Here is a 15,306-nt window from a genome sequence, read left to right on the forward strand (position 1 = left end):
AGCGGCGTCCGGATTGGCCTGGTCACCGCCGCGCCCCCCGTTCCTGGACACACCGCTGTCGCACACCGTTCGGCGCGCTATGTCCAGAATCGGCAATTTCGAGAAGGTGATGAGCGCATGCCGGAGAGCCAGCCCGTCAGCCCCTCCCACTCCCGCGGAGAGCACCCCGTTCCACGTCGGCTACGACGCGCCAGGATCGCGTTGTACGCATACTTTTTCGTCACCGGATCAGTCATCTCTATCTGGGCCTCACGTATTCCCGCCATCAAACGTCAGACCGGAGTCGACGAAGGGGAACTGAGTATCGCCCTGCTTGCCCTCGCCCTGGGTGGCGTCGTGACCATCCGGCTGATGGGCGGCCTGCTTGACCGGTTCAACGGCCGCATCATAGTACCGGCTGCCGCCCTCGTCGCCAGTATCGCGCTTGTTGCTCCGGGATACGCCACCAATCTGCAACAGCTCACGCTCTTCTTGCTCCTGCTGGGGTCGAGCCAAGCCCTGCTCAACGTCTCCGCGAATCTGCAAGCAGCACGGCTGCAGCGTGAGTGGGGACGTCCGATCATGGTCTCTTTCCACGCCGTGTGCTCCATCGGCGGCGGGCTCGGAGCTATCGCGGGCACCCTCTGCGTCCGGGCCGGCTTGGACGTCACCACCACCTTCATCGGCGCATCGTCCGTGCTGACGCTCCTCTCCCTCCTGGGGCGCAAGTGGCTGCTCGACACCCCGGCCCTCGCCGCCCAGCGCGCCCCCGCCCGGCCGAGATTCCGCCGCTTCGCCCTCCCCCGGGGCAGAATCCTGCTGCTCGGGGTCCTCGCACTGTGCTGCATGCTCGCCGAAGGGGCAGCCAACGACTGGAGCGCCCTCTACACCCGGGAAATGGTGGGCGGCTCCGAAACCGCTGCGTCCGCCACCTACGCTGCCTACGCCACGATGATGGCCGCGGGCCGTCTCATCGGCGACCGCCTGGTCGCCCTGTTCGGCCCGGTCAACGTGGTGCGGGGCGGCAGCCTCCTCGCATCGTTCGGGCTCTTCTTCGCCCTCGTCCTGCCCCTCCAGATTCCCGTTATCATCGGATTCGCACTGGTCGGGATCGGACTGTCCGGCATCGTGCCGCAAGTGTTCAACGCCGCGGCCAACGACAACCCGGAGCGGTCCGGCCGGGACCTGTCCACGGTCACCGCGATCGGCTACTTCGGACCGTTGCTCGGCCCGCCCACCATCGGCTTCCTCGCTGACCGCGCCGGGCTCTCCGTGGCCCTCCTGTTCCCCGCCTCCCTCGTGCTGTTCATCGCCCTGGGAGCGGGGACCCTGCGCACCGCCGAGCACAGAGAACCCAGAGCGCTCCGCCGCTCCGCCTCGTCCAAAAGTCTCCGTACGGGAAGCATGCGCCTGTGGGTTCCGCCGCTGCGCCACCTGTCCGAGAACATAAACGGCCACCGCAGCGAACAGTCTGAAGAGACTCTGCCCAACAACAACCACCACGACTCCGGACGCGAAACCCGCTGACCCGGGGAGCGCAACGGTATGCGGTGTCGGGCGGAAAACTCACTCAGCCCGCCTCTCCCACACCGGCGGACCCCTGATACTGGGACAAGTACGCCCGCACCGCGTACCCACCAAGGAGTGATCGTGACCGCCGAAATCCCGGCTCGCGCACGAGTCCACACCGTTGTGGACAGTCCCCTCGGCCCGCTGACCCTGGTCGCCGCCGACGGCGCACTCGTCGGCCTCTACCAGGAAGACCAGCGGCACCGGCCTGCCCCGGACTCCTTCGGCGTCCCCGACCCCGCACCGTTCACCGAGGTCATCGCCCAACTGACGGAGTACTTCTCCGGTCAACGCACCGTCTTCGACCTTCCGCTGGCCTTCACCGGCACCCCGTTCCAAACCACGGTCTGGCGTGCCCTCCTGGAGATCCCCTACGGACAGACGGTCTCCTACGGCGAACTCGCGGCCCGGATCGGCAAACCCTCGGCGTCCCGAGCCGTGGGACTCGCCAACGGCCGCAACCCGATCAGCATCATCGTGCCCTGCCACCGGGTGGTGGGCTCGTCCGGCTCGCTCACCGGATACGGCGGTGGCCTGGCCCGCAAGCAGTGGCTCCTCGCGTTAGAGCAGCGCCGCGCCCACCAACCGCCCCTCCTCGACTTCGCCGACGGCCTCGATGCCGGAGAACCGCGGTCCGCCACGCTTCCGATGGGCTCCCACCACTCGGCGTAACCCCACCGCGCCTTCTACAATCAGCCCGTGACCTTCCACCCAGCCGAATCCGCGGCGCGCCCGCCCCACCCCCACGAGGGCGCGATCCGCGAAGTGCCCACCCGAGGCAACCCCACAGTCCTGACCTACGCCCCAGAGCCCGACGGTCTGGCCGACGCCGGAGAGATCGTGTGGACCTGGGTTCCTTTCGAAGAAGACCCGACCCAAGGCAAAGACCGTCCCCTCCTGGTGGTGGGCCGCAAAGGCAACGTGCTGCACGCCCTGATGCTCTCCAGCCAGGAGCCCGACCCGTGGGAAGCAGACGACTGGCTGCTGCTCGGCTCAGGACCGTGGGATAGGGCCGGACGGGTCTCCTACATCCGGTTGGACCGCCTCTTCGAACTGGAAGAGCACGAGATCCGCCGGGAAGGCGCGATCGTCGACCGCGCCACGTTCTGGCGGGTGGCCGCGGTGCTGCGGGACCGCTACGGCTGGACCTGACCGCGCCCGGGCACTGCCCCTACCCGCGTGTACTGTCGGGCCAGGCAGTTTCCCGACGCTCTCCTCCTGCCCGCGGCCAGCGGAGAGAACCGGAGGTCACCGCCGGGCCGCAGCCCGGTGGCGCGCATGCCGCCCTCGGGGCTTTCGGGGACGGCGCAGCACGGCGACGACGAGTCCGACGAGGAGAGCTGCGGCAGCCGCGATCCCGGCGCCGGTGAAGAAAGGCCGGAGCGGGACGCTCCCGTTCTGCGCGCCCACCGTGTTCTCATCATCCGCGCACACCAGAGGGCTGTCTGCTTCCTGCCAGCCCGCGCAGACAGTGGTGGCCACCGTGTCCTGCCCCGGGTCTTCGACAAGGGTGGCGGTCACGGTGCGGGTCTGCTCCTCGCCGGGGCCGAGCGAGACCAGCCAGGCCGCCGTGTTGTCTTCGATCACGCCCCCGCCGTCGGCTTCCCGGAGATCAAGGTGGGCAGGGGCGATCTGGGCCACGAGCAGCTCGGGGGCAGCCTCCTCCCCTTCGTTGCGCACGGTGACCGTGTAGGCCGTGTCCTCCCCGACCGCGATCCGGTCCCGGGAGTCGGTGATGGACAGGGTGATGTCGTTGCTGCGCCCAGGAACGGTGTCGTCCGGCTGCGGGGAGGCATGCCCCAGGCTCGGAAGGGCGAGGAGCCCAGCCAGCCCGCCGAGGAGCACCGCGATGGTGCGATTCCGCACGGTCATGCTCCCCTCCCCCGTTCTCCGCTGTGTCGACAGTGAGGGTAACGCAGAGTAAGAGAACCAGTGCAGGATGACACCGGGATCGCGGGGAGAGCCGGGTCGGATAGCAAAAAAGCCCTCCGCGTGGTGCACGCGGAGGGCTTGTGCGGTCACTTACCGGTCACCGCGAACCGGAGGGGCAGCGTCAGTTGCGCGCCTGGGCCGGGCGGCGGGAAGCGACGATGGTGATCGCACCGACAGCGGTCGTGAGGGAGGCGCCGAGCACGAAGCCGCTGAGGTCCACACCGGTCACCGGCAGGGTCTCGTCGGCCTTGTCGCTCTTCTTGTCGTCGCTGCTGCCCTTGTTGTCGTCGGCGTCGCCGTCTTCGCCGCTACCGTCGCCAGGCTGCTGGCCCGGATTCTTGTCGTCCGGGTCTTCGCCATCGCCGGGCGCCGGAGTGGGCTCGGGTTCGGGCTCCGGCTCAGGGGTGCCCGGGTCACCGCCACCCGGGTCGCCACCGCCCGGGTCACCGCCACCCGGGTCGCCACCGCCCGGGTCGCCACCGCCCGGGTCACCGCCACCCGGGTCGCCACCGCCCGGGTCGCCACCGCCCGGGTCACCGCCACCCGGGTCACCGCCACCCGGGTCGCCACCGCCCGGGTCACCGCCACCCGGGTCCTCACCTCCGCCCGGAGGCTCAGGGGTCGGGTTGTCTCCCGGCCCCGGGTCCTCGCCGCCGGGGTTACCACCGCCGGGGGTCTCGCCGGGGGTGTCGTCGCCGCCGTCGTTTCCGTTGGTGAGGATGCCCACCTCCGCGTCGAGCGTCGCGATGCCGAGGTCAGCACCGAGGTCCAGCTCCAGAGCCGAAGCCGGAGCCGAGGCAAGGCCGAAGGCCAGCAGGCCTGCGGCTGTCACGCCCAAGGCGCGTGCCGTATAGGACATGTATCTCCTTTAACTTCTCGTTAGGGGTTAATCCGGCAATAAGGCATAAAGATTGGCGTCGGCCATGACTACGGCGTGGCCGTCGAGCAGGCCCCACGGACGGGCGGTGTCGGGTTCCATGGGGGTCACCTCCCCCGCCGCGTTGACCGCGACTTGGCCTTCCTCCAGTTCGCCGTAGACCACGCCGGCGACAGCGTTGAGTGGTGTGAAGCCCGGCAGCACCTGAGTCTGTCCGGACTCCAGGTCGGTCAGGATCGGTCCATAGGCAGCCACCGTCTCCCCTTCGATCCAGGTGGCATCGGCGAGTTCTCCCGCGGTGATCTCCGTCTCCGCGAAGACCGAGCCGTCCCGGGCGTCGTGGGCGGCCAGGATGACTTTGTCTTCCTTCTCACTCTGCCACCGAACGATGACATACCGCTCGGATGCGGTGATCACCCGATCGAGTCCATCGGCGCTCTTGGGTTCCTTCGCCGTGACTTTCGCGGGCTCTTCCCCGGGGGCAGCCCAGTACCAGGGGCCGTCGGCGGCAGCGAGGAGCACTTCGTCCCCGACGACGAGCATGCCCCCCGTTCCCTTGGGCACTTTGACTTCGAGCAGTTCTCCCTCGCGGGGGACCATGGCCTTCTTGTCGGTGGTGACGAGCGGGGCTGTGCCCGCGAAGGTGACCACGCCGTCCTTGGGGAGCTTGTACTCGGTGGGGCCGCTGCCGTCGGCAGACCAGATCCACAGCTTCCCGGTCCCCGCGATCGCCACCTCCCACTGGTCGTCGTTCTTGACGAAGCGGACCGCCCCTTCGATCTCCGCGGGTTGGATCGGCAGGTCGGCTTCCCACAGCCGTTTCCCTTCCGGGCCAGCGACCGCGAGCTTCCCGTCAGCCCCGATGAAAGCGACCCGGCTGCCGTCGTCGGAGACGGCCGGGCGGGTGCCTTCGGTGACGGGAATCCGCCAGAGCGCTTCGCTGGAGAACCCGGGGGGCGCGGAACGTGCTTCGAAGGGGATGGTGTCAGGCGTTTCGGGGGCTTGCTGCGAAGGCGCGGCCTGAGTGCCAAACCCGGGGAGGTACCGGGGAACCACGAGCACTACGGAGACCACGACGAGGACGACCACTGCCAGGCCTGCTGCGGCGAGGGCCAGGACCACGCCGGTCCTGCTCCCCGACTGTTTTCCGCTGTTGCGCGGCGCGGGTGGCGGGATCTGGGGGATGCTCCGGATCACGCCGCGGGGGAGTGCTTCCAGTCGTTGGACTCCGTAGACGTCCCGTGCCTCGATGATCACCGGGCGCCCGATGCGGGCGGCATGGTCGGTGACGTAGTCGAGCGCGGCCCGCCGGGTCGCTTTGGCGTCGGCCCCGTGGACAACGTGCCGGGAGCCGTCGATAAAGACCTCTGCGCTGAGGTCGTCGGCAGCAATAACAATGACCGCGGTGTCCGTTCCGGAACGCGAGGTGCTGTGATTAGTCATCGCACCTCCGATTCCCATTGAACGGCTGGGCAGAACGCAGGTGAGACGACACCGCGATCCTCAAAAACCGGAACACTGTGGTCACCACTGTTGCGAACCTGCCCATAGACGGCCCGTGCGCATTCCCGGGTGCTGAAGCGGCGATGCGGCTTCGGCTGGGAGTGATGCGAATGTGAGCGGGGAAATGGACGTGGGGGAGAAGTGCCTGCCGACAGAAGAAATCATACCCACCCAAAACCGTGAATTCCGGTGGTTAGCCAAATCTTTTCCCGGCCGTCGATTCCGCTCGGAAAGACTACCGCTCCCTTCCCGAAGACATCGGGAAAGCCCTTGTCGATCTGTGTGAATGAAGGGAGCGCAACTGTCGGGTGAGCACTCTGCCAACAAACCGATCCCACCTTTTCCAGCACTGTTGTGGCCTATCGGCACGTCACGGCTGGCCACAACCGGCCTTTTTGTGATCTTTTGTCAACCTGATCGGCACTTGAGGAGTCTGAGGACCTCCACGGAGAACAGGAGACGACACACCGATGTGTGCTGTCTTGTCCCCAACGTCACATCCCGCCCCAGGAACATATCGGACCTCTCCCGGGGAGGAGTGCACGGGCGAAGAGGCCTGGCTATCCGGGGTGGGATGGGAGAGGACATCCTGTGGGACGCGCCGCTGCCGCACGCGGTTCACCCCATCAGCCGAAAATCATGAATTTTGAGGAAAAGACCTCACATTCACCGGGGGTGACGTGCGGGAAAAGACCGTGCACGTGGGTGGCACCCCCGGCACGGCACACCTCGGGCAGCGCGGTCGTGTCCGCCCATAGGGGCAGTCAGGGGGGCATGTTGGACGGCTGGCAGGGCGGTTGGCCGCACCGGGACGGGGCAGGGCGCGCACACTGCCTTGGTGAGGTCGCAGGAACTCCGATCAGGACGGCGAGAGGAAGCGGGACCGCGCCGCTGGACGTCACGCCTGGCGCCGGGCGGGGGTGTCCTTGCCGCGCTGCTGTGCGGGCTCAGCGGAAGGCGGACAGTGCGGCCGCGGAATCCCAGAGGATCCGGTCCGGCGCCCGGCCGGGCGCCGCGGGTGTGAGCAGCCTGAGGAGAGACGGAGCCCTCAGCTCCGGCTTTCCCGGCACCGGGACGCTGACGGTGCGGAGGGATAGGCGGCGATATTCCCGGGCACGTCACCGTGTCCGGGGCCGTCTGCTTCCCGGTGCCGGGGGTGGTGCGCGGCCGCGCTCAGCGGCCGCTGCCGCCCTTCAGCCTGGCTCTGGCCCGGCGCATTCCGGCCAGCCAGCGGTCGCGGTCGGAGGCGCGGCGCTGCTCCATCACCGCGGCCTTCGGGTGCGGCAGGATGAGGAAACGGCCCTCGTTGAGGGCTTCCACCACGGACTGGGCGACGTCTTCGGGTTCGAGGTAGTCGCCGCCGAGCCGGGTGGCCGCGTCCGGGCCGTCTTTGGCGGTCATCGCGGTGTTGACGCCCATCGGGCACAGGCACGAGATGTCGATGCCCTCGTCCCCGTGCAGGATCGCCAGCCATTCGGCGAGGGCGACCGCGCCGTGCTTGGTCACCGAGTAGGGGGCCGAGTCGATGTTGGTGAGCAGGCCCGCGGCCGATGCGGTGATGAGCAGGTGTCCGCCGCCGCGCTCGACCATGCGGGGCAGCAGGAGCCGGGCCACATACACGTGGGCGAGGACGTGGACCCGCCAGGTGCGGTCCCAGTCCGCGTCGCTACCCAGGCCGCCGCCCGTGGTCACCCCGGCATTAGAGCACCACAGGTCGATAGGGCTGTCCCGCTCGACCTCCTCGATGAGCGCGGCTACCGCTTCGGCGTCGGTGACGTCGAGCTGGTAGCCCTGGGCTCGCGCCCCCAGTTCGGCTGCTGCGGCCGCGGCGCGCTCCCCGTCCAGGTCGGCGAGGACCACTCGGGCCGCCCCTTCGGCGAGGAAGCGTTCCGCGAGCGCGTAGCCGATCCCGTTCGCGCCACCGGTGACGACGATGGTTCGGTCGGGGAAGGTGAACGGTCTCCCCATGGGTCTTCCTCTCTGGTCAGTCCCGCGAGCCGGGCAGGGGTGCGGTGACGGCACTGGCGGGACAACGGCGTCTGGCGACGGGGCCGCGCCAGACGGTTACTGGGCTCCGTGCGGGGTGGCCACCAGGCGTCCCACGGTGGTGCCGTCTGCGAGGCGCTGCACCCCGTCCGGCAGCTCTTCCAGGCTGAGCACCTCGCTGACGGCGGGTTTGATCGCACCGCGCTCCGCGAGGGCGGTGAGTTCTTCGTGGCAGTGGGCCACGAGTGCGGGGTTCCGCTTGTTGTAGAGGCCCCAGTGCAGGCCGAGCAGCGAGTAGTTCTTGACAAGGGCGTGGTTGAGGCCAGGGGTGGGGATCGTCCCGCTGGCGAAGCCGATGATGAGGATGCGTCCTTCGAAGGCGATGCACTTGGTGGAGCGCGTGTAGGACTCGCCGCCCACCGGGTCGTAGATGACGTCGGCACCGCGCCCGTCGGTGGCTTCCTTGACCACGGACACGAAGTCGTCGACATACCGGTCGACGACGATGTCGGCGCCCAGTTTGCGGGCGTATTCGGCTTTGGCCGCGCCCCCGACGACACCGATCACGCGAGCGCCCGCTGCTTTGGCCAACTGGACTGCGGCGCTGCCGACCCCGCCGGCCGCGGCGTGGACGAGGACGGTCTCCCCGGCTTGCAGCCCGGCCCGGCGGTGCAGGGCGAACCATCCGGTCTGGTAGCCGATGAACAGGGCCGCCGCTTCTGTGTCGCTGAGGGAGGGGGGCGCAGGGAAGACACGGCTGATGTCCATGGGCGCGTATTCCGCGAACGATCCGTAGGGCAGGACCGGGGAGCCGATGACGCGGTCGCCTTCGGTGACTGTGGTGACGCCCTCGCCCAGGGCCACGACTTCGCCGCACAGTTCCACGCCGGGGGTGAACGGCAGGGGCGGCTTCTCCTGGTAGAGCCCGCGGCACATCAGCGCGTCGGGGAAGTTGACCGCTGTGGCGAGTACGCGGACCACGATCTGCCCCGGGGCAGGCTCGGGGACAGGGACTTCTTCGAGCTTGAGAACGTCTTTGGGCTCTCCCAGGTTGTGCACCCGCAGCGCTTTCACCGGTGTTCGCCTCCCACCATTGAGATACCGACCAGTCGGTAGTGAGTGAATCGTTTACGGACCGGTTTCGTCAAGGCGGCCTGTGCTACGCAGGTGGGATAGCCTCGCTCAGGACCCTGGAGCAGGAGAAGAACGTGGTGTCTGTCGCAGCGCAAACCTCCACCGGAGCCAACGAGGTCAACCGGGAAGCAGCCCGCCGCCGCACGTTCGCGGTGATCTCCCACCCTGACGCCGGTAAGTCCACGCTGACCGAAGCGCTAGCGCTGCACACGGAGGCGATCACCTCGGCCGGCGCGGTCCACGGCAAAGGGGACCGCAAAGGCGTGATCTCGGACTGGATGGAGATCGAACAGGACCGCGGCATCTCCATCACCTCGGCGGCGTTGCGCCTCGAATACAACGGCTGCGTGCTCAACCTGCTGGACACCCCGGGCCACGCCGACTTCTCCGAGGACACCTACCGGGTGCTGTCCGCCGTGGACTGCGCGGTCATGCTGCTGGACTCGGCCAAAGGCCTCGAGCCGCAGACGCTGAAGCTCTTCGACGTGGCCCGCAGCCGCGGCATCCCGGTGATCACGTTCGTCAACAAGTGGGACCGGCCCGGCCGCGAGCCCTTGGAGCTGCTGGACGAGATCGAGCAGCGCATCGGCCTGCGCCCCACCCCGCTCAACTGGCCGGTGGGTGTCGCCGGGGACTTCCGCGGCCTGATCGACCGCACGGCAGGCAACCGCTACACCAAACTGCACCGCACCCCGGGCGGGGCCACGAAAGCCCGGGAAGAACCCATGGACGCGGTCCAGGCGGCCGAGGTCGAGGGGGCTGCCTGGGAGCAGGCGATGGAAGAGCTGGCACTGCTCGAGGAGATCGGCGCCGACTACGACGAGGAGTCCTTCCTGGCAGGCAAGTCCTCCCCGGTGCTCTTCGGGGCGGCCCTGCCCAACTTCGGCGTCTCCGCACTGCTCCGCGCACTCATCAACCTGGCGCCCGCGCCCGCGGCCCGCCTCGACGTGACCGGCGCCCCGCGGCCGGTGGACGCGCCGTTCTCCGGGTTCGTGTTCAAGATGCAGGCCAACATGGACCGGGCGCACCGGGACCGGATGGCGTTCGTGCGGGTGTGTTCGGGCCGGTTCGACCGGGGCATGGTGCTCACCCACGCGACCACGGGCCGCCCGTTCGCCACCAAGTACGCCCAGGCGGTCCGCGGCGCCCAGCGCCAGACCGTGGACACCGCGTTCCCCGGTGATGTGATCGCGCTGGTCAACGCCCAGGCGCTCCGGGTCGGCGACACCCTGTATGCCGGGCCCAAGGTGGAGTTCCCGCCGATTCCCAGCTTCGCCCCCGAGCATTTCGCGGTGGCCCGTGCCGTGGATTCCAGCCGCTACAAGCAGTTCCGCCGGGGGATCGAGCAGCTCGACAGCGAAGGCGTCGTGCAGGTGCTGGTGTCGGATGTGCGCGGCGAACAGGCCCCGGTGCTGGCCGCGGTGGGCCCCCTCCAGTTCGACGTGGTCACTCACCGGATGGAGCACGAGTTCCGCGCACCGGTGGAGTTGACCCACCTCGATTACAGCGTGGCGCGCCGCACGGACGCCGCGTCAGCCCCCGTACTGCACGGGCTGTCCGGGGCCGAGGTGCTGACCCGGCGCTCCGACGGGGAGCTGCTCGTGCTGGTGCACAACAAGTGGCGGCTCAAGGTCATCCAGCGGGACCACCCCGACCTGGTGATGGAGCCGCTGCTGGCCGGGGGCCTGGTCGAGGAGGAGTAAACCTCCGGCCGCTGGCGCACCCCGGGAGGGGGCGCCTGGTGTGCAGGGTCAGTCGAACTGGAACGCGCGTTTGGATAGCCCGTACCAGAAGCCGTCGATGACGCTGCGGGCGGTTTCGGTGGTGCCGCTGCTGGCCCCGAGGGCGACGAACAGCGGTGCCAGGTGTTCGCTGCGGGGGTGGGCGATCGTGGCGGCTGGCCCCTTGGCCTGCCAATCCAGCAGGGCGTCGACGTCCCCGGTGTGGACGGCTTGGGCAGCCCAGTCGTCGAACTCAGCCGACCAGGACGGTGGCGCGTAGTCGGGGCCCCGGCTCATGTCGACGCACGACAGGTTGTGGGTGAGGAACCCGCTGCCCATGATGAGCACGCCTTCGTCCCGCAGCGGGGCCAGGCGGCGGCCCAGGGCGAACAGCTCCTCGGGGTCGAGAGTGGGCATGGAGATCTGGAGGACCGGCACGTCCGCCTCGGGGTACATCTCTTTCAGCGGCACGTAGGCGCCGTGGTCGAGGCCGCGAGCGGGCGCCTCGGCAACAGGGGTGCCGGAGCCGCTGAGCAGGGCGCGTACCGATGCGGCGAGCTGCGGTGCTCCGGGGGCGGGATAGGTGACCTGGTAGTAGCGCTCGGGGAAGCCCCAGAAGTCGTAGACCAGGGGGACAGTGGTGGTCGCCCCGATGGTGAGCGGGGCGGACTCCCAGTGCGCGGAGATGACGAGGATCGCCTTGGGGCGGGGGAGCTCGGCCGACCATGCGGCGAATTGGCTGGTCCAGAGCTCGTCGTCGGCGAGGGGCGGCGCCCCGTGGCCGAAGTAGAGCACGGGGAGGTTCTCGGGGGTCTCTGCGGTGGCCATGGTCTTCTCCTCGGTGTCGCTCCCCATAAGCCTATCTAGAAAAATTCTTTCTAGAAAGAAATAGAGCAAAAAGAGACCTCGGCTGCCGGACCGCTCCCGTCTCAGGACTTTCCGCCCGGACCAAAGGGACCAGCCGCCCGCAGTGAGCTGCCGCATCGTGGGTAGAGACCCGAGTGTGACGCCACGAAAGTGAGGCAGAGACCTATGGCTGACACACCGACCGGCTGGGTCGTCGTCGGGGTCGACGGCTCCGCCTCCAGCAGGTACGCGCTCGAATGGTCAGCACATGAGGCGCGGCTGCGCGGGCTCGGGCTACGCATCGTCACCGCCGTGGAGATCCCCGACCCGCGGGACCCGCTCGCTGGCCCGGCCATCCCCGCCAACGTCGAAGAACTCCCCCTGTTCCAAGACGCGCGCGCCCTCCTGGACTACGCCGACCGATGGATCCAGCGGGTCTACCCGGAACTGGAAACCCGCACCCGGGTCGCACTCCGCCGCCCCGCCGAAGCGCTCATGGAAGCCGCGGAAGAACCGGGGACCGAACTCGTCGTCGTCGGCTCGCGGGGCCGCGGCACCCTCGCCTCGGCCTTCGCCGGATCGGTCGGTGTGGAACTCGCTGCCCACTCCCCCGTCCCGGTGGTGGTCCTCCCCAAAGAACACGAGACCGCGCCCGGAGTCCGGGAACGCGTCGTCCTCGGCGTGGACGGCTCACCCGCCAGCCGCAACGCCATCGACTTCGCCTTCGCCGAAGCCCAACGGCGCGGCACCGAACTCGTCGTGGTCTGCGCCTGGCAGCCCATCACCGCCTTCGCGTTGACCATGGGGCCGCTTCCCCCCGAGATCTTCGACGAAGAACCGCTCGCCGAAGCCGCCCAGCAAACCATCGAAGAAGCCATCGCCGACTACCGGAAGCGCTACCCCGACGTCTCCGTCACCGTCCGCACCGTCCGCGCCCACCCGGCCGCGGGCCTGCTGGAAACCGCCACCCCGGCCGACCTGATCGTCGTAGGCTCCCGCGGCCGGGGAGGATTCCGGGGCCTGCTTCTCGGCTCGGTGAGCCAGGCGGTCCTCCACGGGGCACGCGGTCCCGTGGCTGTCGTCCGCTGACCTGCTGCTCCCCGGCCATCCCACCCTCCCGCACCGCTCACCGCGCTCCAGTGGCCCCCGGTGCGGGAGGCGTTCTGCTATGGACTACATTGCGTCGTAGCAGTCAGGCTTCTTCGGGGAAGGTGGACGGAATGCGAGACGGAGCCAGCCGTGAGTGACCTGTGGACCACGATCGTCCAACTGGCATCGCTCGTGCTGGCCGTCTGGTGTGGGATCTCGGCGTTCCGAGGCCAGCCGATGCTGGTGCCGCACCTGATCGGACTGGCAGTGCTCGAAGTGCTGCTGCTCGTCCAACTCGTCCTGTCGATCGTGCTGCTCGTGCAAGGGCCGCGGCCGCCCGACACCGTCACCTTCGTCAGCTACCTGGTCACCCTGGTGCTGGTCCCCCCGGCCTGCGCGGTGTGGGGACTCATGGAACGCAGCAAGTGGGGCCCCGCCGTGATCGCGTTCGCCGGCCTCGTCCTGCCGGTCTTGATGGTCCGTCTCGAACAGCTCTGGAACGCGCCCGTTGTCTGAGACCACGCACACCGCCGCCACCACGCGCGCCAGCGGCCCCGGACGGCTGCTGGTCGCCGTCTACGCCCTCTTCGCGGTCGCCGCGACAGGGCGGTCCACCGTACAGATCCTCACCCGCTTCGAGGAAGCTCCCCTCGCCTACTCGCTGTCCGCGCTCGCCGCTGCCGTCTACATCGCGGCGACCGTGGCGCTCGCCCGCAGCGGGCACACCTCCCGGCGCGTGGCCCTCGCTGCCTGCACCTTCGAACTCGTCGGCGTGGTCGCGGTCGGCTTGTTCACCCTGCTGGTCCCCGAAGCCTTCCCCGACGACACGGTCTGGTCGCTCTTCGGCATCGGCTACGGGTTCGTGCCGCTCGTCCTCCCCGTGCTGGGGCTGCTGTGGCTCGGCCGGTCCCACCCCCGCACCCCTGACGCGGCATCCTCCGCACCACCCAGCCATCGCGGCTAGCCTGGATTCATGGCACGTTCCGAGTCCGCCGCATCCCCATCCTTCCCCGTTATCGTCACCGCCGACTGGCTGCGCGCCCACGCCGACGAGGTGATCCTCGCGGACGTGCGCTGGTACCTGGACGGGCGCTCCGGCCGCCAGGCATACCGCGACGGGCACCTTCCCGGCGCGGTGTTCGTCGACGTCGACACGGACCTGGCCGCCCCGCCCAGTCCCGCGGGGGGACGGCACCCACTTCCCGACCCCGCTGACTTCGCCGCGGCGCTCTCCCGGCTGGGCATTGGCGACGGCAGCGTGGTCGTGGCCTACGACGACGCGGGCGGCTCCACCGCGGCCCGCCTCGTGTGGATGCTGCGCGTCCTCGGCACGCGTGCCGCACTGCTGGACGGCGGACTCCAAGCGTGGCCGGGGCCGCTCGAGACGGGTGACGTCACCGCCGAGCCCCGCACCCGCACCCCCGTGCCGTGGCCCGCAGACCGCGTGGTGGACACCGACACTGTCCGGCAGGAACTCGGCGAACCGGGCAGGCTCCTGCTCGACGCGCGGACCTTCGGCCGGTTCACCGGGGAACAGCCTGCCCCCGTGGATGCCCGGCCCGGCCACATTCCCGGGGCGCGGAGCGCAAGCTGGCAGGACAACCTCGACGACACGGGACGGTTCGCCCCGCCCGACGTCCTCCAGGCCCGCTTCCGCGCGCTCGGCGTCGACACCGCCACCAGCGTCACCGTGTACTGCGGTTCCGGGGTAACCGCCTGCCATGACCTGCTCGCTCTGGAACACGCCGGTTTCCCCGACGCCCGGCTCTACCCAGGGTCGTGGAGTGCCTGGGGAGCTGACGAGTCCCTCCCCGTGCAGACCGGCGAATGACCCGCCCTGCCCCCTCCCGGAGGCAGACAGGGATCGCCTCCGGGTCAGGCACCGCGTGGCCTGGGATAGGGGCACAGTGCACGGCCACGCGGTGAGTCCACCGGCGCCGGGGACCGGTTCCCCATGGTTGACTGCTCGGCGCACGAACCGGTGGCGACACGCCGGACCAGAGCGGACTGCCAGGTCCGTGCCTCCCGCGAACTCTTCGAAACCGGACCTTTCCGCTGTCTCACCGTGTTCTAACCCTGAATGCCGATGCTGAAGGCAAGCACCAGATGTCCGGGAGGAAACTCGCATGAGCGCGATCGACCGCGGTAGCGGTTCTTCCATGGAAGAACCAGAACGCCCTGAGGGACCGCTGGCCGACGCGGACGGCCGGGAGAGCGTCACGGACCACCAAGACACCACCGCTGCGGACACTCCGGAAGACGCCACGACCGGCTCCGCTGCCCGCTCTGAGACCGGAGCCGCACCCGACACTGCCCAGGCGGCTTCCGCACCCTCCGCAGCAGCCGCACCCGCTTCGGAGCCTGCCGCCTCCGCGGCCGAGCAGCGTGACGCTTCCCACGAGGCTCCCGCACCGGGCAGTAGGGAGACTCCGCCGCACCCGGCGCCCCGTCCCGCACCGTTCGCGCCGCAGTCCCACGCTCCCCACCCCGCATGGGGCCCGCCCGCACCCGACCAGGCCACGGCCCGGCACGGGGCGCAGGCCTACCCCGGGCCGGAGGCGCCCCAGCCGGCCCCCGGCCGTCCCGGGCCTCCGCCTGCGGGCGGCGTCCCGGCCGGTGCTGCCCAAGGCGCCTGGCAAGAACGGCCCGCTCAGCACGACCAGCCGAACT

General features: G+C 69.5%; 14 protein-coding genes and 1 pseudogene. 9 read left to right on the forward strand and 6 right to left on the reverse strand.

The window, feature by feature from the left end; all coding sequences use genetic code 11:
• Nucleotides 1-201 precede the first annotated feature (201 nt).
• The 3 genes from TF1_RS15000 to TF1_RS15010 all read left to right on the forward strand — a co-directional run bounded on the left by TF1_RS15000 (nucleotide 202) and on the right by TF1_RS15010 (nucleotide 2,700).
• On the forward strand, nucleotides 202-1,506 hold the full coding sequence (locus tag TF1_RS15000; RefSeq protein ID WP_041427615.1) for an MFS transporter: 1,305 nt from the start codon (nucleotides 202-204) through the stop codon (nucleotides 1,504-1,506).
• A 123-nt stretch (nucleotides 1,507-1,629) separates the two neighbouring features.
• Nucleotides 1,630-2,220, forward strand: coding sequence for a methylated-DNA--[protein]-cysteine S-methyltransferase (locus TF1_RS15005; RefSeq protein WP_041427613.1), 591 nt, complete (start codon nucleotides 1,630-1,632; stop codon nucleotides 2,218-2,220).
• A 27-nt stretch (nucleotides 2,221-2,247) separates the two neighbouring features.
• The gene (locus TF1_RS15010) at nucleotides 2,248-2,700 is read left to right on the forward strand and encodes a type II toxin-antitoxin system PemK/MazF family toxin (RefSeq protein ID WP_011290812.1); all 453 of its coding nucleotides are present in this window, start codon (nucleotides 2,248-2,250) and stop codon (nucleotides 2,698-2,700) included.
• Nucleotides 2,701-2,796: 96 nt separating this feature from the next.
• On the opposite strand, the gene TF1_RS15015 is transcribed toward TF1_RS15010, so the two are convergent.
• From TF1_RS15015 to TF1_RS15035, 5 genes are all read right to left on the reverse strand, one after another.
• Nucleotides 2,797-3,420 carry a DUF11 domain-containing protein gene (locus TF1_RS15015; RefSeq protein ID WP_011290811.1) on the reverse strand — a complete coding sequence of 208 codons (624 nt, stop codon included), beginning with the start codon at nucleotides 3,418-3,420 and terminating at the stop codon, nucleotides 2,797-2,799.
• Between the two features lie 181 nt (nucleotides 3,421-3,601).
• Nucleotides 3,602-4,339: a hypothetical protein gene (locus tag TF1_RS16200; protein ID WP_061784007.1), complete on the reverse strand. Its 738-nt coding sequence runs from the start codon at nucleotides 4,337-4,339 to the stop codon at nucleotides 3,602-3,604.
• A gap of 27 nt (nucleotides 4,340-4,366) precedes the next feature.
• A complete protein-coding gene (locus tag TF1_RS15025) occupies nucleotides 4,367-5,800 on the reverse strand; it encodes a hypothetical protein (RefSeq protein WP_011290809.1) in 1,434 nt (477 codons plus the stop codon).
• A gap of 1,233 nt (nucleotides 5,801-7,033) precedes the next feature.
• On the reverse strand, nucleotides 7,034-7,828 hold the full coding sequence (locus TF1_RS15030; protein ID WP_011290808.1) for an SDR family oxidoreductase: 795 nt from the start codon (nucleotides 7,826-7,828) through the stop codon (nucleotides 7,034-7,036).
• Nucleotides 7,829-7,924: 96 nt separating this feature from the next.
• A complete protein-coding gene (locus TF1_RS15035; protein WP_011290807.1) occupies nucleotides 7,925-8,920 on the reverse strand; it encodes an NADPH:quinone oxidoreductase family protein in 996 nt (331 codons plus the stop codon).
• 134 nt (nucleotides 8,921-9,054) lie between these two features.
• On the opposite strand from TF1_RS15035, the gene TF1_RS15040 reads away from it, so the two are divergent.
• Nucleotides 9,055-10,683: a peptide chain release factor 3 gene (locus tag TF1_RS15040; protein WP_011290806.1), complete on the forward strand. Its 1,629-nt coding sequence runs from the start codon at nucleotides 9,055-9,057 to the stop codon at nucleotides 10,681-10,683.
• 48 nt (nucleotides 10,684-10,731) lie between these two features.
• Here TF1_RS15040 and TF1_RS15045 read toward each other — a convergent pair whose 3' ends face one another.
• Nucleotides 10,732-11,529 (reverse strand): dioxygenase family protein, encoded by a 798-nt coding sequence (locus tag TF1_RS15045; RefSeq protein ID WP_038043185.1) that lies wholly within the window; start codon nucleotides 11,527-11,529, stop codon nucleotides 10,732-10,734.
• A 204-nt stretch (nucleotides 11,530-11,733) separates the two neighbouring features.
• Here TF1_RS15045 and TF1_RS15050 point away from each other — a divergent pair, with 204 nt between their 5' ends.
• The 5 genes and pseudogenes from TF1_RS15050 to TF1_RS15070 all read left to right on the forward strand — a co-directional run.
• Nucleotides 11,734-12,636 carry a universal stress protein gene (locus TF1_RS15050; RefSeq protein ID WP_016188133.1) on the forward strand — a complete coding sequence of 301 codons (903 nt, stop codon included), beginning with the start codon at nucleotides 11,734-11,736 and terminating at the stop codon, nucleotides 12,634-12,636.
• Between the two features lie 150 nt (nucleotides 12,637-12,786).
• A complete protein-coding gene (locus TF1_RS15055; RefSeq protein WP_011290803.1) occupies nucleotides 12,787-13,152 on the forward strand; it encodes a hypothetical protein in 366 nt (121 codons plus the stop codon).
• The gene (locus tag TF1_RS15060; protein WP_011290802.1) at nucleotides 13,145-13,600 is read left to right on the forward strand and encodes a hypothetical protein; all 456 of its coding nucleotides are present in this window, start codon (nucleotides 13,145-13,147) and stop codon (nucleotides 13,598-13,600) included. Before TF1_RS15055 ends, TF1_RS15060 begins: the two co-directional genes overlap by 8 nt.
• Before the next feature lie 9 nt (nucleotides 13,601-13,609).
• Nucleotides 13,610-14,467, forward strand: a complete 858-nt coding sequence (locus TF1_RS15065) for a sulfurtransferase (protein ID WP_011290801.1) — start codon at nucleotides 13,610-13,612, stop codon at nucleotides 14,465-14,467.
• A gap of 295 nt (nucleotides 14,468-14,762) precedes the next feature.
• Nucleotides 14,763-15,306 (forward strand): annotated as a pseudogene (locus TF1_RS15070) (S1C family serine protease); the annotation flags it as partial.

It is taken from the genome of Thermobifida fusca NBRC 14071 = JCM 3263 (assembly GCF_001592045.1).
Classification (GTDB): Bacteria; Actinomycetota; Actinomycetes; order Streptosporangiales; family Streptosporangiaceae; genus Thermobifida; species Thermobifida fusca.

Bases quoted from the DNA above. Each gene is read 5' to 3' on its own strand.
- TF1_RS15015 (WP_011290811.1), bottom strand. From the start codon at position 3,420: ATGACCGTGCGGAATCGCACCATCGCGGTGCTCCTCGGCGGGCTGGCT.
- TF1_RS16200 (WP_061784007.1), bottom strand. From the start codon at position 4,339: ATGTCCTATACGGCACGCGCCTTGGGCGTGACAGCCGCAGGCCTGCTG.
- TF1_RS15025 (WP_011290809.1), bottom strand. From the start codon at position 5,800: ATGACTAATCACAGCACCTCGCGTTCCGGAACGGACACCGCGGTCATT.
- TF1_RS15030 (WP_011290808.1), bottom strand. From the start codon at position 7,828: ATGGGGAGACCGTTCACCTTCCCCGACCGAACCATCGTCGTCACCGGT.
- TF1_RS15045 (WP_038043185.1), bottom strand. From the start codon at position 11,529: ATGGCCACCGCAGAGACCCCCGAGAACCTCCCCGTGCTCTACTTCGGC.
- TF1_RS15050 (WP_016188133.1), top strand. From the start codon at position 11,734: ATGGCTGACACACCGACCGGCTGGGTCGTCGTCGGGGTCGACGGCTCC.
- TF1_RS15065 (WP_011290801.1), top strand. From the start codon at position 13,610: ATGGCACGTTCCGAGTCCGCCGCATCCCCATCCTTCCCCGTTATCGTC.